Below are 21,094 nucleotides of genomic sequence, written 5' to 3'. Positions count from 1 at the left end.
AGCGGGCAATGTCAGGTCACTCCAAGTGGGCTACGACCAAGCACAAGAAGGCCGCGATCGACGCCAAGCGTGGCAAGTTGTTCGCCAAGCTCATCAAGAACATCGAGGTCGCCGCGCGGACCGGTGGCGGGGATCTTGCGGGCAACCCGACCCTCTTCGACGCCGTGCAGAAGGCGAAGAAGTCGTCGGTGCCGAACGACAACATCGACCGCGCGGTCAAGCGTGGATCGGGCGCCGACGGCGGTGGTGTGGACTACCAGACGATCATGTACGAGGGGTACGGCACCGGCGGGATCGCCGTCCTCGTCGAGTGTCTGACCGACAACAAGAACCGCGCGGCCGCCGAGGTGCGGACCGCGTTCAGCCGCAACGGCGGCCAGCTCGCCGACCCGGGGTCCGTCTCCTACCTCTTCTCCCGCAAGGGTGTCGTGATCGTGCCCAAGGAGGGGACCGACGAGGACTCCGTGATGGAGGCCGTGCTCGAGGCTGGGGGCGAGGAGGTCACCGACCTCGGCGAGTCGTTCGAGGTGCTGTCCGAGGCGACCGACCTCGTGCCGGTGCGCACGTCGCTGCAGGAGGCCGGGATCGACTACGACTCGGCGGACGTCATCTGGCACCCCTCCATGCAGGTCGAGGTCGACGTCGACGGCGCCCGCAACATCCTGCGCCTCATCGACGCGCTCGAGGACAGTGACGACGTGCAGAACGTCTACGCGAACTTCGACGCACCCGACGAGGTCCTGGCCGCGCTCGACGAGGACTGACCGGCGCGGCGTGGGGTGCGACGCGTGTCCCACGCCCGTGGGACAGTGACCCGGTGCGAGTCTTCGGTGTGGATCCGGGCCTGACGCGTTGTGGCGTCGGTGTCGTCGACCAGCTGTCTGGGCGGCGTGCCGCCCTCGTCGACGTCGGCGTCCTGACGAGTCCGGCGGAGACCTCCGTCGACCTGCGTCTCCTGCAGATCGACCAGCGCCTGGGCGCGTGGATGGACGAGCATGTCCCCGACGTCGTGGCCGTCGAGCGTGTCTTCGCCCAGAACAACGTCCCGACCGTGATGGGGACCGCACAGGTGGCGGGGCTGGCCATGGTCGCGGCGGCCCGGCGAGGGATACCCGTCGCGCTCCACACGCCCAGCGAGGTCAAGGCCGCCGTCACGGGGTCCGGACGTGCGGGCAAGGAGCAGGTGCAGCGGATGGTCGCCCAGATCCTCAGCCTCGCCGAGCCGCCGCGACCCGCCGACGCGGCGGACGCGCTCGCCATCGCGATCTGCCATCTCTGGAGACCGGGGGGTGCGCTCCAGGGTGGCGACCGGCACCAGCTCACCGCCGCGCAGCGGGCGTGGGCGGCGGCCGAGCACACGGCGCGCCGCGGCAAGCGGTGAACGGCACCGTGTAGCGTGAGATTCGTACATATGTTCGCCTGAGCTCAGGGAGGCCTGGTGTGATCGCATCGTTGTCCGGCACGGTGGAGGCGGTCTCGCTCGACCGCACCGTGATCGACGTCGGGGGAGTGGGCTACCTGGTCCACGCGACGCCCGCGACTCTCGCGGGGCTCCGTGTCGGCGAGCGCGTGCGGCTCGCGACGAGCCTCGTGGTCCGCGAGGACTCGATGACGATCTACGGATTCGGCGACGACGACGAACGTCATGTCTTCGAGACCGTGCAGTCGGTCAGCGGCGTCGGCCCACGGCTGGCGCTCGCGATGCTCGCCGTGCACACACCGGACGGGCTGCGTCGGGCGGTGGCCTCGGAGGACCTGGCCGCGCTGGTCCGCGTCCCGGGCATCGGACGCAAGGGGGCGCAGCGGATCACCCTCGAGCTGGGTGACCGGCTCGGCGTGCCCGCCCAGGCCGACCCCGGCCCGTCCTCGTCGGAGGTGGGGGCCGACCAGCGCGACCAGGTCGTCGACGCGCTCGTCGGACTCGGGTGGACCACCAAGGTCGCGGACGAGACGGTGTCCACCGTCCTCCGGCAGGCCGACGCCGAGATCGTTGAGGAGGCCGATGTCGCCGGGGCGCTCCGGGCCGCCCTGCGGATCCTGGGGGCCCAGCGTGGCTGACTTCGACCAGGTGGGGGCGGACGAGTCGCTCCTCGGCACCGTGTCCGAGCGGGTCGTGACCTCGGGCGCCGACGACCTGGAGCGAGCCGCCGAGGCGGCGCTCCGACCACGCGCGCTGGCCGACTTCGTCGGACAGGCCACCGTTCGGGACCAGCTCTCGCTCGTTCTTCACGCCGCGCTCGGTCGCGGTGTCCCACCAGACCACGTCCTCCTGTCCGGCCCGCCCGGTCTGGGCAAGACGACGCTCGCCATGATCATCGCGGGGGAGCTCGGGACGTCCTTCCGCGTGACGTCGGGCCCGGCGATCCAGCACGCCGGCGATCTCGCCGCGGTGCTCTCGTCGCTCGAGGAGGGCGAGGTTCTCTTCATCGACGAGATCCATCGGCTCGCGCGGCCCGCGGAGGAGCTGCTGTACGTCGCGATGGAGGACTTCCGCGTGGACGTCGTCGTCGGCAAGGGGCCCGGAGCGAGCGCGATCCCGCTGACCCTTCCGCCGTTCACCGTCGTCGGCGCGACGACACGCGCCGGGCTGCTGCCCGCCCCGTTGCGAGACAGGTTCGGGTTCACGGGGCATCTCGACTTCTACGCGGCGGGCGAGCTCGAGCGGGTGCTCGTCCGGTCGGCAGGTCTGCTCGGTGTCCGTCTCGACGCGGACGCGGCTGCCGAGATCGCCTCCCGCTCACGGGGAACCCCGCGGATCGCCAACCGCCTGCTGCGGCGCGTGCGGGACTGGGCGCAGGTGCGCGGGGACGGAGGGCTCGACCTGCGGGCCGCCCGGGCCGCGCTCGAGGTCTACGAGGTCGACGCGCTCGGGCTCGACCGGTTGGACCGCGGGGTGCTCCAGGCGCTCTGCACACGGTTCGGCGGTGGCCCGGTCGGGCTGTCGACGCTTGCCGTGAGCGTCGGTGAGGAGCCGGACACCGTCGAGACCGTCGCGGAGCCCTACCTCGTCCGCGAAGGTCTGATGGGGCGGACGCCGCGCGGCCGCGTCGCGACTCCCGCGGCTTGGGCCCATCTCGGCCTCACCCCGCCGCAGCCCGACGGGCTTTTCAGCACGTGAGACGAATCGCCCCTGAATGTGACGGACCGCTCACTCCAAGGCCCTAGACTGTCTGCACCTCGCGTCAGCACCTCGGGTGTGTGCGGTTCGCCCCAGGGTGGACCACACGCCTAGACTGCGCGTGCCGCTCTGCCCGCAACCCGAAGGACTGTGACTCCTGATGGACCCCCTGATCATCTTTGCCATCCTCGCGGTGGGACTTCTGTTCCTCATGAGCAGCCGGACGCGCAAGCAGCAGCGCAAGCAGCAGGAGTTCCGTCACTCCCTGGTGCCGGGCGACGACGTGATGACCGCCTCCGGCCTGTTCGGGACCGTCGTCGAGGTGGACGACGTCAGCGACATCATCACGCTCGAGACCGAGCCCGGCGGTGCCCAGACGCGCTGGCTCCGTGCCGCGATCGCCAAGCGACTCGAGGGCGAGGAGTACGAGAACGGGGAGGACGAGGAGACCGACGACGAGCAGCCTGTCGTCGACCTCGCCAAGGACGACCAGTCTGCAGCAGACGACGTCACGATCCCCGACGACCTCTCGGGCCTGTCCAAGGACAGCTCCTCGGGCGACGACGCGCCGCAGCGCGACGAGGACGACAAGACCAAGTGATCAAGCGCCCGGGGTAATCCCCGGGCACGACGGTGCGCCGACGATGGCGCCGCCCTGACACGAGAAGAGACGGACTGTTGGCCAGCACCAAGTCACGGACGCGACCTGTACGCACACTGGTCGTCCTCGGTGCATTGATCGTTGCGCTCTTCGCATCGATCTTTGCCGGGACGCAGCTCGACGCAAAGAGCGAGGACAACCCGGGCGGCGCGAGCTGGTCGCCCGAGCTCGCGCTCGACCTGCAGGGCGGGACCCAGCTCATCCTCTCGCCGGTGACGGACGACGGGCAGGAGGTCACCGACGAGGACATCAACCAGTCCATCGCCGTGATCCGCCAGCGCATCGACTCGTCGGGCGTCGCCGAGGCGGAGATCGCCCGCCAGGGGGACAGCAACATCGTCGTCGGCATCCCCGGTGAGGTCAGCCAGGAGACGATCGACCTGATCGTCACTCCCGCGCAGATGACGTTCCGGCCGGTGCTGTCCGTCGGTTCGCCGCTGCCGGCCGAAGACCCGGACGCCGAGACCGAGACCCCGAGCTCCGAGGAGTCCGCGGACGCGACCGGCGACGAGAGCGCTGACGCCGCGACGGAGGATTCCGCCGACGCGACGACCGAGGACGCCGAGGCAGACGCCGAGGACGGCGCGACCGACGCCGCGACCGAGCCGGCACCGGAGCCGACCGATCCCAGCGACCTCGCGCAGATCACGCCGGAGGTCCAGGCCGAGTTCGACGCCCTCGACTGCACCGACCCGACGAACCTCGTCGGCGGCGAGCCGAGCGACCCCGACGCACCGCTGGTCACCTGTGACCAGGACGGGTTCGCCAAGTACATTCTCGGCCCGGTCGAGGTCGAGGGCAGCGACATCGACCACGCGACCTCGGGCCTTCGCACCAACAGCCAGGGCATTCAGACGAACGAGTGGGCGGTGAACCTGACGTTCACCGACGAGGGCGCCGACACCTTCCAGGGAGTCTCCGAGCGTCTCGTCGGCCTGCCGAGCCCGCAGAACCAGTTCGGCATCGTCCTCGACGGGCTCGTCATCTCGGCACCGTCGATGAACGCCGTCATCACCAACGGCCAGGCGGAGATCTCGGGCAACTTCACGCGCGAGTCGTCGGCGACGCTCGCGAGCCAGCTGAACTTCGGTGCGCTGCCGCTGACCTTCGAGGTCCAGAGCCAGGAGCAGATCTCTGCGACGCTCGGCGCCGACCAGCTCGAGAAGGGTCTGATCGCCGGTCTCATCGGTCTGGCACTCGTCGCGGTCTACTCGCTGTTCCAGTACCGCGGGCTCGGCCTCGTGACCGTCGCCTCGCTGCTGATCGCCGGGCTGATCACCTATGGGGTGATCACGCTGCTCTCGTGGACGTACGGGTATCGGCTGTCGCTGCCCGGCGTCGCGGGTCTGATCGTCGCGATCGGCATCACGGCAGACTCCTTCATCGTCTACTTCGAGCGTGTGCGCGACGAGCTGCGCGACGGGCGCGGGCTCACCGCCGCCGTCGACCGGGGCTGGTCGCGAGCGCGTCGCACGATCGTGGCCTCGGACGCCGTCAACTTCCTCGCTGCGGCGATCCTCTACCTCCTGGCGGTCGGCGGGGTCCAGGGCTTCGCGTTCACGCTCGGGCTCACGACGCTTGTGGACCTGCTCGTGGTCTTCCTCTTCACGCACCCGCTGCTGCAGCTTCTCGCGAAGACGAAGTTCTTCGGCGAGGGGCACCCCGGGTCGGGCCTCGACCCGCGTCGTCTCGGCGTCACGTCCGTCCGCTACGCGGGCCGCGGCACGACGCGACGCGCGAAGAGCAGGGACGACCTGCTCTCGCTCGACGACGGGGCGACGACCGACGCGTCGGACACCCCCGCGCGCCTGCCTCAGCCCGCCACGGTCGGAGGCGGTGCCGACGGGATGACCATCGCCGAGCGACGCGCGGCGCGCCGACGTGAGGCCGACGCCGAACCGCCCGTCGACGGCGACGGCACGTACGCACAGGACGAGGAGAAGAACTGATGGCAAGCGGATTCGCCCAGTGGGGGAACGACCTCTACACCGGTCGTCGTTCCTACGGGATCGTCGCCGGCCGCAAGAAGTTCTTCGCGGCATCGATCATCGCGGTCGTCCTCGCGCTGCTCGTCGTGACCTTCAAGGGTTTCGACCTCGGCATCGAGTTCCGCGGAGGCTCGGAGTTCGTCGTCTCGAACGTGGACGACACCTCGGAGCAGACTGCGATCGACGCCGTCCAGGACGTCGCGCCGGGCGAGGTGCCGAAGGTCTCGGTGCTCGGAGGCGACTCGATCCGTGTGCAGACGGAGAAGCTCACCACGGGTGAGCTGGAGACGATGAGCGATTCTCTCGCCGACGCCTATGGTGTCTCCGCGGAGGAGGTGACGTCCACCTACATCGGTCCGGTCTGGGGCAAGGACGTCTCGGCCGCCGCGCTGCGCGCACTGGTGATCTTCCTGCTCTTCGTCGCCGTCGTCATGGCCGTGTACTTCCGCAGCTGGCGCATGTCCGCCGCGGCGATCCTCGCGCTCTTCCACGACGTCGTCATCACCGCGGGCGTGTACGCGCTGATCGGTTGGGAGGTGACACCGGCCACGGTCATCGGGTTCCTCACGATTCTCGGCTACTCCGTGTACGACACGGTCGTCGTGTTCGACAAGGTGCGTGAGAACACGAAGGGCGTGCTCGACCAGTCGCGGTCGACGTACGCCGAGCGGGCGAACCTGGCCGTCAACCAGACGCTGGTCCGCTCGATCAACACGTCGGTCGTGGCACTCCTTCCGGTCTCATCCATCCTGTTCATCGGCGCGTTCCTGCTCGGCGCAGGCACGCTGCGCGACATCGCGCTAGCCCTCTTCATCGGCATCGTCGCGGGAGCGTACTCGTCGATCTTCCTGGCCACGCCGTTGGAGGTCGCCCTGCGTGAGCGCGAGCCGAAGATCAAGGCGCACACCGAACGCGTCCTCACCGAGCGTGCGGCGCGCGCCGAGGAGTCCGGCGACGACGCGGACGCAGCCCTCGCCGCCGCGGGCATCGAGGGCGGGGCACAGCTGATTCCCGGCCACCACCGGGGGAACAGTTCCCAGCCCCGGCGTCGTCGCAGGTGACGCTCGAGGTCCGCGAGCCTGAGCTGTTCGAGCCCGGTCGCGCGCACGAGGCTCTCCGCCGCGTGCGCGCGGTCCCGGACCACCCGGTCGCCGGCGTCACGTTCCAGGACGTCACACCGTTGCTCGCTGACGGGCAAGGCCTGCACGACGTCGTCGAGGCGTTCGCCCTCGCTGCCGCGCGTCGTGGTGCGGTCGACCTCGTCGTGGGGATGGAGGCGCGCGGTTTCCTGCTGGGCGCGCCCCTGGCGCTCCGTCTCGGTACGGGGTTCGTCCCGCTTCGCAAGGCGGGCAAGCTGCCGCTGCCCACCCGGTCCGTGGCGTACGAGCTCGAGTACGGTTCTGCAGAGCTCGAGGTAGGCCGTGAGTCGATTCCCGCGGGCGCTCGTGTCCTCGTCGTCGACGACGTCCTGGCGACCGGGGGCACGGCCGAGGCGGCGTGCGTCCTCGTCGAGCAGTGCGGGGCCGAGGTCGTCGGGGTCGACTTCCTTCTCGAGATCGACGTGCTGGCCGGGCGGACGCGGCTCTCCGGTCGCTCGGTGAGGTCGATCTTCGGAGTCCCGGCGTAGGATCGACGCATCACTGACAGCGGGCGCATATCGCCCGTTGGCCCAGAAGTTGCGACGACGGAGGTGGCTTTGAGCGACGAGACGCGTACCACTCCCCGCTCGCGGGGACGGATCTCCCTGTTCGGTGCCAAGTCGCAGGCCTCGCCGACACTCGAACCGCTCCTCCAGGCGGTGCGAACGAACCATCCGAAGGCGGATGTCTCGGGGATCTCTCGCGCGTACCGCACAGCGGAGAAGGCGCACCGGGGTCAGATGCGCAAGAGTGGCGACCCGTACATCACGCATCCCGTCGCGGTGGCGACGATCCTGGCGGAGCTCGGGATGACGCCGTCGACCCTGCAGGCTGCGCTGCTCCACGACACCGTCGAGGACACGGACTACTCCCTCGAGATGCTGACCAAGGAGTACGGCGAGGAGATCGCCATGCTCGTCGACGGCGTCACCAAGCTCGACAAGGTGACGTACGGCGACGCGGCGCAGGCGGAGACCGTCCGCAAGATGGTCGTCGCGATGGCGCGCGACATCCGCGTGCTCGTGATCAAGCTCGCGGACCGGTTGCACAACGCCCGGACGTGGAAGTTCGTCCCGGCCGCGTCGGCCGAGCGCAAGGCGCGCGAGACGCTGGAGATCTACGCACCGCTCGCGCACCGGCTCGGGATGAACACGATCAAGTGGGAGCTCGAGGACCTGTCGTTCGCGGCGCTGTACCCCAAGGTCTACGACGAGATCGTCCATCTCGTCGCCGAGCGGGCACCGGCGCGCGAGGAGTACCTCGCGGTCGTGCGGGAACAGGTCACGGCCGACCTGCGCGGTGCCAAGCTCAAGGCGACGGTGACGGGGCGTCCCAAGCACTACTACTCGATCTACCAGAAGATGATCGTCCGCGGGCACGACTTCGCGGAGATCTACGACCTGGTGGGCGTGCGGGTGCTCGTGGACTCGGTCCGCGACTGCTACGCGGCGCTCGGCTCGTTGCACGCGCGGTGGAACCCGGTCCCGGGCCGGTTCAAGGACTACATCGCGATGCCGAAGTTCAACATGTACCAGTCGCTGCACACGACGGTGATCGGCCCGGGCGGCAAGCCCGTGGAGATCCAGATCCGCACGCACGACATGCACCGGCGCGCGGAGTACGGTGTCGCGGCGCACTGGAAGTACAAGGAGGCTGCGAAGGCGGGCAACGTCCCCGCCGACGGATCCTCGGACATGCACTGGTTGCGCCAGCTCGTCGACTGGCAGAAGGAGACGGCCGACCCCGCGGAGTTCCTGGACTCGCTGCGGTTCGAGATCGCCGGCGGAGAGGTGTACGTCTTCACGCCCAAGGGCGACGTGATGGCGCTTCCGGTGGGCTCGACGCCGGTCGACTTCTCCTACGCCGTGCACACCGAGGTCGGCCACCGCACGATGGGCGCGCGGGTCAACGGCCGACTCGTCCCGCTCGACTCGGCACTGGACAACGGCGACGTGGTCGACGTGCTCACGTCGAGCTCCGAGAACGCTGGTCCGAGTCGCGACTGGCTGAGCTTCGTCAAGAGCCCCCGGGCGCGCAACAAGATCCGGCAGTGGTTCTCGAAGGAGCGCCGCGAGGAGGCCGTCGAGCACGGCAAGGACCAGCTGGCGCGCGCGATGCGCAAGCAGAATCTCCCTCTGCAGCGGCTGCTCTCCCACGAGTCGCTCCTGGCACTGGCCAACGAGCTTCGCTACCCCGACGTCACGGCCCTGTACGCCGCGATCGGGGAGGGCCAGACCTCCGCGTCGACGGTCGTCAAGAAGTTCCTGCAGTCGATGGGCGGCGACGAGGGGACGACGGAGGACGTCGCCGAGACGGCGCGTCCGGGCCAGACGGCGCGGCGCGTGCGGACCGGGGACCCCGGGGTCACGGTCAAGGGCGTCGACGACGTCTGGGTCAAGCTGGCGAAGTGCTGCACGCCGGTGCCAGGCGACGAGATCATCGGGTTCGTGACCCGCGGAGCTGGCGTCAGCATCCACCGTGCGGACTGTGCCAACGTCGAGGGGCTGCGTCGGCAGCCCGAGAGGTTCGTGGACGTCTCCTGGTCGACGAGCGCGAACACCATGTTCCTGGTCCAGATCCAGGTCGAGGCCCTCGACCGTTCCCGGCTTCTGTCGGACGTGACCCGGGTGCTGTCCGACCACCACGTGAACATCCTCTCGGCCTCGGTCTCGACGTCGAACGACCGGGTCGCGATCTCGCGGTTCGTCTTCGAGATGGCGGAGCCGGGCCACCTGACCAAGGTGCTCGCCGCGATCCGGACGATCGACGGGGTCTTCGACGTCTACCGGATCACCGGGTCCAAGCAGGAGTCCGTGCCACAGCTGCCCGAGTAGTCGGACGTCCACGGGTCTCAGGCCCGTGCGGACCGGAGCGGGGGACCGAGCCGCAGCGCCGCCTGCCTGAGGACGTCCTCGGCCACCGCACGCCCTGTCCACCGGTACCTGAGGTTCAGCGCACGCGCTGCGCCGTGCGGACTGAGGCCTGTCGTCTCGCAGACGGCCACGACCGTCTCGACGGCCTCGGCGACGGCGGCGGGCTCCGGCGGGCCGCCGCCACGACGTCGTGGCACGTGGGGGCCGGAGGCGACGTCGAGCACCGTTCGTAGCGGCGAGGTGACGGGGGCTGTTCCCCAGGTCACGGTCTCGCCCGCGAGGAGGCGGACGTAGCGGGTGCGCACCGTGCTGACGGCACGCGGCCGCCCCGCGCCGGGTGGGCAGATGAGCTCGAGCACCGCAGGTGCCGGCCCGCCGACGAAGACCCAGGCGGCGCTACGACCCGCGAGGACGGTCGCGCGCGCTGCGGCGGTCGTCAGGACCTCGGCACGCAGGGCCGGTGTCAGGGGTGTCCCCGCGACGACCGCGGCGTCGCCGAAGACCTGCGTGAGAGCTCCGCGGCGGACGAGCTCGTCGAACGCGACCCGACCACCGACGTCTCGGGGCAGGACGACGGCGCCGATCTCGGTCGAGTACGGCGTCAGCAGGGTGCGAAGGGTGGTCACCGCCCCACCCTCGCGCAGGGGCGAGCCCGACCGCCAGGCCTGACCCGCCCCTGTGGACGACCGTCAGCCGCGGGAGTCCTGCGCGGCCTGCTCGATCTGCTCGAGCCAGGCCTTGCGCGCCTCGAGGGCCGCCGTGACCTCCTTGACCTTGCGGTCGTTGCCCGAGGCTTTCGCGCCGACGAGATCGGCCTCGAGAGAGGCGATCGCGTCCTGCAGCTGGGCCGCTGCGCCCTCGGCCCGTGCCTGCTGCTCCGGGTTCGTCTTCTTCCACTTCGCCTCGTCGGCGTCGCGGATGGCGTTCTCGACGGCGCGGAGACGGCCCTCGACCCGCTGGAGATCCCCGCGGGGGACCTTGCCGGCAGCGTCCCAGCGGTCCTGGATGTCCCGCAGCGAAGCCTTGGCCGCCTCGAGGTCCTTGACCGGCACGAGGGCCTCGGCCTCGGTCAGGATCTCCTCCTTGACCACCAGGTTGGCGCCGTACTCGGCGTCGATCTCGGCGTTGGCGGCGTCGCGCGCACCGAAGAAGACGTCCTGTGCGGACCGGAATCGGGCCCACAGGGCGTCGTCGTCTCGGCGTGCGGCGCGACCGGCGGCCTTCCACCGGGTCATCAGGTCGCGGTAGGCGCCCGCCGCGTGGCCCCAGTCGACGCTGCTGGAGAGAGCCTCGGCCTCGGCCACGATCTGCTCCTTGAGCCGCTTCGCCGTCGCGTTGCGCTCCTCGAGCTCGGAGAAGAAGTGGCGGCGTTCACGGTCGAAGGCGGTGCGTGCGTGGCTGAACCGCTTCCAGAGCTCCTCCTCGACCGTGCGGTCGATGCGGGGGCCGTTGTGCTGTGCGGCCTTCCACTGGTCGAGCAGGCCTCGGAGCTTCTCGCCGGCAGGACGCCACTGCATCCGCTCGGGATCCGTGGTCGCGATGGACTCCGCGGCCTCGACGATCTTGGTCCGCTCGGTCACGGCCTCCGCCTTCGCCGCGGCGCGCTCGGCGGCGATCTCGGCGCGACGCTCGTCCGCACGGACGCCCAGCGCCTCGACCTTCGACCGCAGTGCGGCGAGGTTGCCGACGGCAGAGGGCTCTGCCGTCTCGGACCGCAGCCGTTCGAGGGTGGAGTCGATCTCCTTGACGGTGAGGTCGGTGCTCGCCAACCGGGCGTCGAAGAGGTCCACCTTGGCGTTGAGGTCCAGGTAGCGACGTACGTACATCGCCAGCGGGTCGTCGCCCGTCCCTGCGGCGAACTGACCGACGGCCCGCTCGCCGCTCTCCTCGCGGACGTAGACGGTGCCGTCGTCGTCCACCCGGCCGTAGGTCGCGGCCTCCTTGGCGGCTGCTGCGTCGTTCGGTGCCGGGACGGGCTGCGCGGCAGGTCCCGGGGTCTGCTTCGACGCGGCGGCGGGCGGTCCGGGACGCGGGACGGGCCGGGGCTTGGGCGTCGGCTTCGGCCGCGGCGCCGGGGCAGCAGGCTGCTCGGGCGCGGGTTCCGGTGCGGGCTCGGGGGCAGGACTCACGTCCGAGGTGCGAGCGGAGGCCTCGGTGGGCGTCGGCTCGGGCGCCTGGTTGTCGGTGCTCTCGCTCACTTGATTTCCACTCCTTCGATGGTGACGGGGGTGGCGGGGGAGCCGTCGGACGCCCCGTCTGCCGTGCCCTCGTCAGCGACTGCCTGGACGGCGTCCAGGCCAGATGTAACCGTGCCGAACACTGTGTACCCACCACCGTCGGTGGGCAATTCGGTGTCTTGGTAGACGATGAAGAACTGGCTTCCCATCGAGTCCGGCTCGGCCGTGCGTGCCATGGCGATGGTGCCTGCGGGATAGAGGCCGTCGGCGGGGGCGTTCTCGATCGGGCCGAACGAGTAGCCGGGTCCGCCGGTCCCGGTGCCCGTCGGGTCCCCGCACTGGAGCACCCAGATCCCCGCGGTGGTCAGGCGGTGGCAGTCGGTGCCGTCGAAGTAGCCGGCGTCGGCGAGGGCGACGAAGTTCGCCACCGCGGCGGGTGCGGCCGCGCCGTCGAGCGTGACCCCGATCTCGCCGATCGACGTCGTCAGCTCCCCGGTCCACTCCCGGCCCTCCGCCGTGGACGGGTCCGGTGCCGACGTCGGGACGTCCGTGTCGGAGTCCCCGTCCTGGGAGACGAGCCACCAGGAGCCGAGCCCCACGAGGAGCAGGACCGCACCGATCGCCACGAAGGCCCACGTCCTGCGCCTCTGAGCGGCCCTTGCGTCGAGCGCCGCCTGCCGCTTCTGTTCACGGCGGCGCTGCGCGGCGCGTTCTCGATCGCGTTTGCTCGCGGACAACTCTGTCGTCTCCTCTGTGCTGCGTGACCCGCCGAGATCGGCGGCGCGCCACAGTCTAGGCGGGATGGCGGCCTTCGTGCTGGACGTCGCGCGTCGTGGCTAGGCTGGGACGATGCTCTCCCTCACCACGATCACGTCCACGGTGCTCGGCGCCAACTGCTACCTGGTCGCGCACGACGACGGGACGTGCGTCGTGATCGACCCGTCCGGCGGTGTGGTCGGTGCGGTGCGTGAGCATGTCGAACGGCACGGGTTGCACGTCGCCGCCGTGCTTGCCACGCACGGGCACGTCGACCACGTGCTGGACGCCGCGGCGGCCGTGGCCGTGTTCGACGTGCCGCTGACGGTGGCCGAGGGCGACGCGTACCGGATCGCCGACCCGTTCGGCACGCTGGAGCCCGCCGGGTCCGGTCTCGTCCCCGCGATCGCTGCGGCGGCCGGGATCGACGTCGAGGACCACCAGGTTCCGGAGCGGGTCGAGACGTTCTCCGGGGCGACGACCCGGATGCGCTTCGGCGGCATCGACGTGACGTGCCTGGCCGCACCGGGGCACACCGAGGGCTCGACCCTCTACCGCGTCGACGGCGTCGAGATCGACGGGCAGGAGCGCCGCCTCGTCCTGACGGGCGACGTGCTCTTCGCGGGGACCGTCGGGCGCGTCGACCTCCCGGGCGGCGACGCCGCGACCATGCAGCACACGCTGACGACGGTCGTGGGCGCGCTCGACGACGATCTCGTCGTGCTGCCCGGGCACGGCCCCGCCACCACGATCGCGCGCGAACGGACGACCAACCCCTATCTCACCGGGTCGGCGCGTCTCTGACGGGGACACGGGCCGTCTCCGTCTGGGAAGATCTCTGCCATGGCACGCCCAACACCTCTGTCCGGATTCCCCGAGTGGCTCCCCGACGCGCGCGTCGTCGAGCAGCACGTCCTCGACACGCTGCGACGCACCTTCGAGCTCCACGGCTTCGCAGGCATCGAGACCCGCGCCGTCGAACCGCTCGACCAGCTCTTGCGCAAGGGGGAGACCTCCAAGGAGGTCTACGTGCTCTCGCGTCTCCAGGAGGACGGCCCGGGCGGTGACCGTGCCGACAAGCAGCTCGGGCTCCACTTCGACCTCACCGTGCCGTTCGCGCGGTACGTCCTGGAGAACGCCGGCCGGCTGACGTTCCCGTTCAAGCGTCACCAGATCCAGAAGGTCTGGCGCGGGGAGCGCCCGCAGGACGGGCGGTTCCGCGAGTTCGTGCAGGCGGACATCGACGTCGTCGGCGCCGGCGAGCTGCCCTACCACTACGAGGTCGAGCTCCCGCTCGTCATGGCCGAGGCCCTCGGGGCCCTGCGGGAGATCGGCGTGCCGGAGGTCCGGGTCCTGGTGAACAACCGCCGGGTCGCCGAGGGCTTCTACCGCGGGATCGGCCTCGAGGACGTCGACGGGGTGCTGCGGAACATCGACAAGATCGACAAGATCGGCCCAGAACGGGTGGCGCAGCTGCTCGTCGACGAGTGCGGTGCGACGGCGGAGCAGGCGCAGGCCTGCCTGGACCTCGCCGCGATCCACGGCGCCGATACGACCGTGGTCGACCGTGTCCGGGCGCTCGCGGCGTCGCACGGGGTCGAGAGCGCTCTCCTCGACCAGGGGCTGTCCGAGCTCGGTGCGCTGATCACCGCGGCGTCGCGGCGCGCGCCGGGCGTCGTGGTGGCCGACCTGAAGATCGCCCGCGGCCTGGACTACTACACCGGTTCCGTCTACGAGACGGTGCTGGTCGGGCACGAGGAGCTCGGGTCGATCTGCTCCGGGGGGCGCTACGACACGCTCGCCTCCGACGGCGCGAACACGTACCCGGGCGTCGGGCTCTCGATCGGCGTCTCTCGCCTCGTCTCGCGTCTCGTCGGCGGAGGGCTCGTCGCGGCGACCCGGTCGGTCCCCGCGGCCGTGCTCGTAGCAGTGACGGACGAGGAGTCGCGCGCGCAGTCGGACGAGGTCGCGCTCGCGCTGCGCGCTCGAGGTATTCCGTGCGACGTCGCCCCGGCGGCCGCCAAGTTCGGCAAGCAGATCCGCTACGCCGACAGACGCGGCATCCCGTTCGTCTGGTTCCCCGGCCGGGACGAGCTGGCCGACGACGGCAGCACGACCCGCGGCGCGGACCAGGTGAAGGACATCCGGTCGGGGGAGCAGAGCTCGGCCGAGAGCGCGTCGTGGTCGCCCCCGGCCGAGGACCTCTGGCCGCGCGTCGTCCCGGCCGCGCGGTAGCGGCCGGGACGCGGCCGTGGGCTATCCCGCGGTCAGCGCACCGGGCCCCGTCAGCCAGCCCGCGGCGGCACCGATCACGAGCACGGTCGTGACGGTGCCGCCGACGGCGGCAGCGAGCGCGACGTCCCCGGGCCCCAGCGGGACGGGGTGTGCCAGGGTGCGCGGGCCTGACCCCAGCCCGCGTGCCTCGAGGGCCACCGAGATGCGTTCGGCCCTGCGGACCGCTCCCACGAGCAGCGTGAACGTCGCGGCGCCGGTCGCGCGGACGCCCGTCGGGAGCCGACCGGGCTCGTGTCCCGGGTCCCGCAGCGCCTGGGCGCACCGGATCGTCGTCCACTCGGCCGGCAGCTGTTCGAGCACGCGCATGCCCGCGAGGACGGCGAACGTCGCGCCCGCCGGCAGACGCGCGTGCTGGTGGAGGCTGGTCATCAGACGGACGGGGTCGGTCGTGGCCACGAGGATCACGGAGATCACCCCGAGGTAGAAGACGCGGATCGCGAGGGCCGCCGCCACGTCGAGCCCGTGGTCGGTGACCCGGACCGGTCCGACGACGGCGACCACCTCCCCGGCCGAGCGCAGCAGCACGTTGCCGACGAAGATCGACAGCGCGAACGCGAGGAGCGCGGCGTGGGCCCCGGCCAGGGTCCTCGGGGGAACCCGCCCAGCCACGACGGCGGCGCACACGGCGGCGGCCCACAGGATCGTCGGTGTCCACGGGTCGGTGACCGCGACGATGACGGCGGAGGCGGCGAGCAACGTGCCCAGCTTGACGGTCGGGTTCCATCTGCCGAACGCCGAGGTGCGCGCGGTCATCGTCGGCCCCCGTCCGTCGCGGCGACGTCGTGCGTCTCGAGTCCGGCCAGCACGCGCTCGTCGATCCCGACGAGGAAGTCTCGGACCGTCGTGGGGGACGCGAGCGCGGACCAGCGTTCGAGGAGCCGGGTCGGCCGGAGGCCCGCGGCACGAAGCCCTTCCGTGTCCCGGAGGACCTGGTCCGCCGGACCAGCCGTCGCCGGCCTCCCGTCGACGAGGACGAGGATCCGGTCGGCGAGGCGGCCGGCGAGCTCGACGTCATGGGTGACGACGAGGACGGCCCGTCCGTCGCGGGCGGCCTCCCGCAACGCCGCCTGGGTGGCCACGGTCGCCGCACGGTCCAGGCCGTACGTCGGCTCGTCGGCGAGGACGACGTCCCCGGGATGGACGAGGGCGGTCGCGAGCGACAGACGCCGCTTCTCACCGCCGGACAGGCCGAACGGCGACCTGTCGGCGAGGGAGGTCAGGTCGAACCGCGCGAGCGCGTCGTCGACGACCCTGCGCAGGTCGTCGCCGTCGAGGCCCGCGAGCCGCGGGGTCCACGCGACCTCCTCGGCGACGGTCCGGGCCACGAACTGGTGCTCGGGGTGCTGGACGACGAGCGAGACCCGGCCCCGGTCGATCCGGCCTCGGGTGGGCGCAAGACCGGCGAGTCCCCGCACGAGTGTCGACTTGCCGCTCCCGTTCGTCCCGAGGACCGCCACGACCTCGCCACGGTGCAGGTCGAGGTCGACCGCGCCGACCGCCTCCAAGAGCGGTTCCCGGCGACGCCGTCGTCCGGACGGCGAGCCGTGGCCCACCGCCAGCCCGCGCGCATGCAGGACCCGTTCGCCGCGCGCGGGCGTGGACCCGCACTGCTGCGCCCGCACCTCACCGAGCCAGGCGTCGGTCGCGGTCGACTCCCAGTCCGGCGGGGCTCCGGCGACGGCGAGGAGGGCCGAGGTCGGCACCCAGCACCCCCGGCGGACCAGGGCGCGGGCCTGGTCCCTCATGACGTCGGCGGTCGGGCCGTGCGCGACGACCTCCCCGTCGACCAGCACGAGCGTCGAGTCGGGCAGTGGGTCGAGGTCGTCGAGGCGGTGCTCGACCACGACGGTCGTCGTCTCGCCGGCGGCCAGCCGCCCGACGAGCGCGCCGACGGCGCGCGCCGCCTCGGGGTCCAGGAGGGCCGTCGGCTCGTCCAGGAGCAGGACGGCCGGCGAGGGGGCCAGGGCCGCGGCCGTCGCGACGCGCTGGCACTGTCCACCCGAGAGGGTGCCGGTCCGTCGACCGGCGAGCCCACCCGCACCCGCCGCGTCCAACGCGCGCGCCACCGTCGGCCCGATCTCCTCGACGGGCCACTCCCGGTTCTCGAGCGTGAACTCCACCTCGGCGTCGACGGAGTCGAGGCACACCTGTGCCAGCGGGTCCTGCTGCACCAGCCCCAGGTGCCCGGCCAGCGCCCGCGGCCCCCGCTCCCACGCACCGGGCACACCGATCACGACCCGGCCGTGGAGATCCGCGTCCACCGTGTGCGGGACGATCCCCGCGAGAGCCGCGACGAGGGTGGACTTGCCGGACCCCGAGGGGCCGACCACGAGCAGGCTCGACCCGGACCGCACCCGGAACGACACGTCGTGGAGCACGGACGTCGGTTCCCCCGGGAACCGCACGTCCAGGTGCTCGACGACGAGGTCCGACGACGTCACGCCGTCACCCCCGCGGCAGCTGCCCCGCGGCGGCGCTCGCGGCCGATCGGGTAGTTGTCCAGCACGCCCGTGCGCAGCAGACGGTCGCCGATGAACTTCGCCGCCAACCCGCTGAGCACGATGCACGAGACGATCTGGACACCGAGGCGGAGCACCAGGTAGTCCTGTCCGAGGTACCCGTTCGCCACGCACTGGTAGGCGAAGGTCACGACCGCCGCGGTGACCCCGCTGAGCACGAACACGCCCCAGCCGTAGCGGCGGTACCGCGTCAGGGTGAACGCGAGCTCGGCGCCGACGCCCTGGACCAGTCCGATGACGAGGATCATCGGCCCGAACGGCGAGGCAAACACCACGAGCTCGACGGCGGCCGCCAGCATCTCCGCGACCACGGCCACGAACGGCTTGCGCACGATGTACACGGCGAGGGGGGCCACGACGATCCACGCCCCGGCGAGGACGTTCTCCGCGAGCGTCCCGAAGGGCCCCAGCGCCAGGTGCAGCGGACCGTAGATCTGGTCGGCCACCCAGAACACGAACCCGAAGACCACCCCGAGGACGGCGAGCAGCACCGTGGTGTGCAGGCCGGAGGACCGCCGCTCCAGACGTGTCCCTCCCGCCCCTGTCGACGGCTCCGTCGCGTACGACTGCGAATCCTGGTCCACAAGCATCTCCCTGCGTCGGCCCCGGGGGTGGACGCAGCAAGACCCCGGACAGCGCGCACCCTGGCGGCGCGCAACGGCCGACGTCGCCCTGCTCCCTTCGCTGGTACGAACCAGATCAGGTTCCACGGGTCAGCGGATCTTCCGCAATCTCAGCGCGCGAGCGCACCCCGGGGGCTAGTGAGGCCAACCTAGAGCCGCGCGACGAATCGGGCAATCTGCGACCCCGCCCGTCCCACCCTGTGAACGGGCCGAGCGGTGGAGTCCGCCCGGACACCGACTAGACTTGTCGCGGTGCGCCACGCGGCGCTCGCGGCAGACCCCCGGGGCAGCCGCCCACCACCCCCCGATCCGGAAGGACCCCTCCGTGCTTCGCACCCACACGGCCGGCTCACTGCGGGCCGAGCACATCGGCCAGACCATCACCCTGACCGGGTGGGTCGACCGCCGCCGCGACCACGGAGGCGTGGCCTTCATCGACCTGCGCGACGCCTCGGGCATCGCCCAGGTGGTCATCCGCGACGAGGCCGTCGCCCACCCCCTGCGCAGCGAGTTCGTCCTCCAGGTGACCGGAGAGGTCTCGCAGCGGCCGGAGGGCAACGCGAACTCCAACCTGCCGACCGGAGAGGTCGAGGTCGTCGTGAGCGACGTCGTCGTGCTCAACGAGTCCGCGCCGCTGCCCTTCCAGGTCTCGACCGCGCTCGACGGCACCGAGACCATCGGCGAGGAGGCACGGCTCAAGCACCGCTACCTCGACCTGCGACGCCCGACGCCCGCGCGCGCCCTGCGCCTGCGGTCTAAGGCGAACCAGGCCGCCCGGGCCGTGCTCGACGCCCAGGACTTCGTCGAGATCGAGACCCCGACCCTCACGCGCTCGACCCCCGAGGGCGCTCGCGACTTCCTCGTCCCCGCGCGCCTCGCGCCGGGCTCCTGGTACGCGCTGCCGCAGTCCCCGCAGCTCTTCAAGCAGCTGCTCATGGTCTCGGGCATGGAGCGCTACTACCAGATCGCGCGCTGCTACCGCGACGAGGACTTCCGCGCCGACCGCCAGCCGGAGTTCACCCAGCTGGACGTCGAGATGAGTTTCGTCGAGCAGGACGACGTCATCGACCTCGGCGAGCAGATCCTCGTCGCGCTCTGGAAGCTCATCGACGTCGAGATCCCGCGCCCGATCCAGCGGATGACGTTCGCCGACGCGATGCGCCTGTACGGCAGCGACAAGCCCGACCTTCGCTTCGGCAACCCGCTGATCGAGCTCACCGAGTACTTCGCCGAGACACCGTTCCGCGTCTTCCAGGCCGACTACGTCGGTGCCGTCGTCATGGCCGGCGGGGCGTCCCAGCCCCGCCGTCAGTTCGACGCGTGGCAGGACTGGGCCAAGCAGCGCGGCGCGCGCGGTCTCGCGTACGTCACGTTCGCCGAGGACGGGACGCTGGCCGGGCCCGTGGCCAAGAACCTCTCCGACGCCGAGCGTGCGGGCCTGGCCGAGGCGACCGGCGCCCAGCCGGGCGACGCGGTCTTCTTCGCCGCCGGCAAGGTCGACGACTCCCGGGCGCTGCTCGGCGCCGCTCGCCTGGAGATCGCCCGCCGCACCGGCCAGATCGACGAGAACGCGTGGTCGTTCGTCTGGATCGTCGACGCGCCGCTGTTCAAGCCAGCCGGACAGGACGACGACGTCGACCTGGGCAGCTCAGCCTGGACGGCCGTGCACCACGCCTTCACGTCGCCGACCCCGGAGTGGGTCGACACGTTCGAGCAGAACCCCGGCGAGGCCCTCGCGTACGCCTACGACATCGTCTGCAACGGCAACGAGATCGGCGGCGGCTCGATCCGTATCCACCGTCGAGACGTGCAGGAGCGGGTCTTCGAGGTGATGGGCATCGGTCAGGCCGAGGCGCAGGAGAAGTTCGGCTTCCTGCTCGACGCCTTCGCGTTCGGGGCTCCGCCGCACGGCGGGATCGCGTTCGGCTGGGACCGGATCGTCTCGCTGCTCACGGGGTCCGACTCGATCCGGGACGTCATTGCGTTCCCGAAGTCGGGCGGCGGGTTCGACCCGCTGACCCAGGCCCCGGCCCCGATCACGCCGGCCCAGCGCAAGGAAGCGGGCGTCGACGCCGTCCCGGAGGACCACGCGGACGCGTCCGAGGGCACCACCTCCGCATGAGTGCGGGTGCGGGGCCGCTCACCGGCCTCGCACCCCGGTGGCGGACTCACCCCTGGATCGAGGTCGACGCGCGCCGGCGGGGTGTACGCGCCTGCTGGAGCAGCGCCGAGGCCTGCCTCGTGCTGACGGGATTCGTGGACGACCGCCCCGGGATGCCGACCCCTGCCGCGGACCAGCTGGCGGTCTGGGGGATCGGCGCCCCGGTCGCTGCGGCGGAGCTCATCCTCGACGTTGCCGAGCGCGGGCAGTTCCCCGGAACGGCGACCGGACCGTCCGACGGCTCCGTGGTGGGCGGATGCGTGCCACGCGGGATGCCGGTGCTCTCGTCGGCCGCGGACCACCCGGGCCTGCCGGCGCTCCTGACCGGGCCGACGACCTCCGACTGGGACTGGTTCTCGACCACCGTGGCGCCTGCGGCGCATCCCGGTGAGGTGCACGTGCGCGAGCTCGTCTCCGGCACCGACCGCGAGGCGGCCGCGCGCTGCCTCGCTGAGGCCAACCCGCACGCCGAGGCCGACCCGTGGGCGCAGGAGACTCGCTGGTGGGGCTACGACGACGGGTCCGGTCTCAGTGCCGTCGTCGGGGCGCACGTACGTCCCGACGGGTGGGAGCTCGGCGGGATCGGGACGCTGCCGGCCGCCCGTGGCCGGGGGTCCGCCGGTGCGCTCGTCGCCGTCGCGACGCGCGAGGCGCTCCGCCACGCGGACCGCGCCGCGCTCGGCATGTACGCCCACAACGTCGCCGGCCGGGCGCTCTACACGCGAGCGGGCTACGTCGTCGGCCAGGAGTTCTCCGGCTGGCGGACCCTCCCGTCCTGACGGAC

The 21,094-nt window shown here is 71.5% G+C and carries 19 protein-coding genes and 1 riboswitch; of the genes, 13 read left to right on the top strand and 6 right to left on the bottom strand.

The features are described from left to right. Positions 1–8 precede the first annotated feature (8 nt). From Q343_RS0110205 to Q343_RS0110165, 9 genes are all read left to right on the top strand, one after another. Positions 9–764: a YebC/PmpR family DNA-binding transcriptional regulator gene (locus Q343_RS0110205; RefSeq protein WP_029253489.1), complete on the top strand. Its 756-nt coding sequence runs from the start codon at positions 9–11 to the stop codon at positions 762–764. 53 nt (positions 765–817) lie between these two features. Then, positions 818–1,381, top strand: coding sequence for a crossover junction endodeoxyribonuclease RuvC (ruvC, locus tag Q343_RS0110200; protein WP_029253488.1), 564 nt, complete (start codon positions 818–820; stop codon positions 1,379–1,381). 59 nt (positions 1,382–1,440) lie between these two features. After that, positions 1,441–2,058 carry a Holliday junction branch migration protein RuvA gene (gene ruvA / locus Q343_RS0110195; RefSeq protein ID WP_029253487.1) on the top strand — a complete coding sequence of 206 codons (618 nt, stop codon included), beginning with the start codon at positions 1,441–1,443 and terminating at the stop codon, positions 2,056–2,058. Between the two features lie 40 nt (positions 2,059–2,098). After that, positions 2,099–3,118 carry a Holliday junction branch migration DNA helicase RuvB gene (gene ruvB, locus Q343_RS0110190; RefSeq protein ID WP_029253486.1) on the top strand — a complete coding sequence of 340 codons (1,020 nt, stop codon included), beginning with the start codon at positions 2,099–2,101 and terminating at the stop codon, positions 3,116–3,118. A 160-nt stretch (positions 3,119–3,278) separates the two neighbouring features. After that, a complete protein-coding gene (yajC, locus tag Q343_RS0110185) occupies positions 3,279–3,719 on the top strand; it encodes a preprotein translocase subunit YajC (protein WP_029253485.1) in 441 nt (146 codons plus the stop codon). A 77-nt stretch (positions 3,720–3,796) separates the two neighbouring features. Next, the gene (gene secD, locus Q343_RS0110180) at positions 3,797–5,728 is read left to right on the top strand and encodes a protein translocase subunit SecD (RefSeq protein ID WP_043109954.1); all 1,932 of its coding nucleotides are present in this window, start codon (positions 3,797–3,799) and stop codon (positions 5,726–5,728) included. Then, positions 5,728–6,828, top strand: a complete 1,101-nt coding sequence (gene secF / locus Q343_RS0110175; RefSeq protein WP_029253483.1) for a protein translocase subunit SecF — start codon at positions 5,728–5,730, stop codon at positions 6,826–6,828. The genes secD and secF overlap by 1 nt, the downstream gene beginning before the upstream one ends. Next, positions 6,825–7,394, top strand: coding sequence for an adenine phosphoribosyltransferase (locus Q343_RS0110170; protein WP_345940101.1), 570 nt, complete (start codon positions 6,825–6,827; stop codon positions 7,392–7,394). Before secF ends, Q343_RS0110170 begins: the two co-directional genes overlap by 4 nt. A 69-nt stretch (positions 7,395–7,463) precedes the next feature. Further along, positions 7,464–9,740, top strand: coding sequence for a RelA/SpoT family protein (locus tag Q343_RS0110165; protein WP_428829348.1), 2,277 nt, complete (start codon positions 7,464–7,466; stop codon positions 9,738–9,740). Between the two features lie 17 nt (positions 9,741–9,757). On the opposite strand, the gene Q343_RS0110160 is transcribed toward Q343_RS0110165, so the two are convergent. From Q343_RS0110160 to Q343_RS0110150, 3 genes are all read right to left on the bottom strand, one after another. Beyond that, entirely contained in the window at positions 9,758–10,405 is a 648-nt protein-coding gene (locus Q343_RS0110160; protein WP_029253480.1) for a hypothetical protein, read from the bottom strand. 63 nt (positions 10,406–10,468) lie between these two features. After that, entirely contained in the window at positions 10,469–11,977 is a 1,509-nt protein-coding gene (locus Q343_RS0110155) for a DUF349 domain-containing protein (RefSeq protein WP_052367100.1), read from the bottom strand. Then, a complete protein-coding gene (locus tag Q343_RS0110150; protein WP_345940100.1) occupies positions 11,974–12,582 on the bottom strand; it encodes a peptidylprolyl isomerase in 609 nt (202 codons plus the stop codon). The genes Q343_RS0110155 and Q343_RS0110150 overlap by 4 nt, the downstream gene beginning before the upstream one ends. Before the next feature lie 223 nt (positions 12,583–12,805). Between Q343_RS0110150 and Q343_RS0110145 the strand changes: the two genes are divergently transcribed. Together Q343_RS0110145 and hisS are read left to right on the top strand one after the other, a co-directional pair. Next, positions 12,806–13,516: an MBL fold metallo-hydrolase gene (locus tag Q343_RS0110145; RefSeq protein ID WP_029253477.1), complete on the top strand. Its 711-nt coding sequence runs from the start codon at positions 12,806–12,808 to the stop codon at positions 13,514–13,516. A 39-nt stretch (positions 13,517–13,555) separates the two neighbouring features. Continuing rightward, positions 13,556–14,947 (top strand): histidine--tRNA ligase, encoded by a 1,392-nt coding sequence (gene hisS / locus Q343_RS0110140; protein ID WP_029253476.1) that lies wholly within the window; start codon positions 13,556–13,558, stop codon positions 14,945–14,947. Positions 14,948–14,968: 21 nt separating this feature from the next. On the opposite strand, the gene Q343_RS0110135 is transcribed toward hisS, so the two are convergent. From Q343_RS0110135 to Q343_RS0110125, 3 genes are read right to left on the bottom strand one after another with little or no spacing between them, the layout of a single operon-like run. Further along, the gene (locus Q343_RS0110135) at positions 14,969–15,760 is read right to left on the bottom strand and encodes an energy-coupling factor transporter transmembrane component T family protein (RefSeq protein ID WP_052367099.1); all 792 of its coding nucleotides are present in this window, start codon (positions 15,758–15,760) and stop codon (positions 14,969–14,971) included. Further along, the gene (locus Q343_RS0110130; RefSeq protein WP_052367098.1) at positions 15,757–17,448 is read right to left on the bottom strand and encodes an ABC transporter ATP-binding protein; all 1,692 of its coding nucleotides are present in this window, start codon (positions 17,446–17,448) and stop codon (positions 15,757–15,759) included. Before Q343_RS0110130 ends, Q343_RS0110135 begins: the two co-directional genes overlap by 4 nt. Continuing rightward, positions 17,445–18,110 carry an ECF transporter S component gene (locus Q343_RS0110125; RefSeq protein ID WP_248616808.1) on the bottom strand — a complete coding sequence of 222 codons (666 nt, stop codon included), beginning with the start codon at positions 18,108–18,110 and terminating at the stop codon, positions 17,445–17,447. Before Q343_RS0110125 ends, Q343_RS0110130 begins: the two co-directional genes overlap by 4 nt. A 73-nt stretch (positions 18,111–18,183) precedes the next feature. Then, positions 18,184–18,290, bottom strand: a riboswitch (TPP riboswitch). 184 nt (positions 18,291–18,474) lie between these two features. On the opposite strand from Q343_RS0110125, the gene aspS reads away from it, so the two are divergent. Both aspS and Q343_RS0110115 read left to right on the top strand, forming a co-directional pair. Next, positions 18,475–20,271: an aspartate--tRNA ligase gene (gene aspS / locus Q343_RS0110120; protein WP_029253472.1), complete on the top strand. Its 1,797-nt coding sequence runs from the start codon at positions 18,475–18,477 to the stop codon at positions 20,269–20,271. Further along, complete coding sequence (locus Q343_RS0110115) at positions 20,268–21,089, top strand: GNAT family N-acetyltransferase (RefSeq protein ID WP_029253471.1); 822 nt, start codon at positions 20,268–20,270, stop codon at positions 21,087–21,089. Before aspS ends, Q343_RS0110115 begins: the two co-directional genes overlap by 4 nt. The last annotated feature ends 5 nt before the right edge of the window (positions 21,090–21,094 follow it).

The organism is Paraoerskovia marina DSM 21750 (assembly GCF_000701465.1).
In the GTDB taxonomy this organism is placed as follows: Bacteria; Actinomycetota; Actinomycetes; order Actinomycetales; family Cellulomonadaceae; genus Paraoerskovia; species Paraoerskovia marina.
This window is presented reverse-complemented; position numbering and strand designations above follow the sequence as displayed.